Raw genomic sequence first — 1,104 nt, 5'->3', positions numbered from 1 at the left:
TCCGGGAACGGCGGCGGCGATACCGGCAACGGCTCCGGGAACGGCGGCGACGGTGATAGCGACAACGGCTCCGGGAACGGCGGCGACGGTGATAATGGCAACGGCTCCGGAAACGTCGGTGGCGGTGATAACGGCAACGGCGGCGGCGATAACGGCAACAATAGTGAACAGCCGGGCCAGGAAGATACTACACCGCCCGCGGCACCGACCATTACCAGCGTGACAGACGCGGTCCCCTCCATCGTCGGTGCAGTACAAAATAACCAGGTGACCAACGACAGCCAACCGGAAATTTCCGGCACCGGTGAAGCGGGAGCCTTGATTACTCTTTTCGATAACGGCAAGGCCATTGGTAGCGTAGAGGTTGGCGCGGACGGCTCATGGAGCTTTAAACCCGCCTCACCGTTAGGCGAGGGTTCCCATACCCTGACCGCCACGGCAACCGATGCCGCGGGAAATAGTAGCTCCCTCTCCGCCGACTTTACTATCATAGTGGATACTGTGCCGCCAGAAGCCGTAACGGAACTTGAAATTTCTGACGACGGGCTCTATGTTTCCGGGGTTGCCGAAGCGGGTAGTCAGGTCACCATCTACGATAGCCAGCAAAATCTGCTCGGCACGGTTCTGGTGGACAGCAGCGGCACCTTCACGCTCCGTCTAAGCAGCGCACAAACGCACGGTGAATCCCTGAGCGCCCATATTTCAGATGCCGCAGGCAACGAAGGGGCAACGGCCAGCTTTACCGGATCGACCTCCGGCGCGCCCGATGCGCCGACGATAACTGGCGCTATTGACGATACCGCTCCCGCGACCGGCACGCTCACCAGCGGACAGTCTACCAACGACGTTACTCCGACGCTCACCGGCACCGCCGGAGTGGGCGCAACGGTAACGGTATATGACAACGATCGGTTAATCGGCACGGTAATCGCCGTTGACGGCACCTGGACTATTGAATTAAGCAACGTTGCCGAAGGTGAGCACAGCTACACGGCAACGCAGACCATAAACGGGATCACCAGCGGTAGCTCGCTTGATTTTAACGTAACGGTAGACATTACCCCGCCCGCCCCGGCGGAGAATCTGCAGGTTTCCGCTAACGGC

The 1,104-nt window shown here is 59.9% G+C and carries 1 protein-coding gene; it reads left to right on the top strand.

Translation table 11 applies throughout. The features are described 5' to 3' along the window. A partial coding sequence (locus GJV78_RS23070) for an Ig-like domain-containing protein (protein WP_230979190.1) occupies positions 1-1,104 on the top strand: 1,104 nt, incomplete at both ends.

Origin of the sequence: Intestinirhabdus alba (genome assembly GCF_009711095.1) — a bacterium.
In the GTDB taxonomy this organism is placed as follows: Bacteria; Pseudomonadota; Gammaproteobacteria; order Enterobacterales; family Enterobacteriaceae; genus Intestinirhabdus; species Intestinirhabdus alba.
Note: the sequence above shows the minus strand (reverse complement) of the source record. Positions and strands in the feature narration are given on the sequence as shown.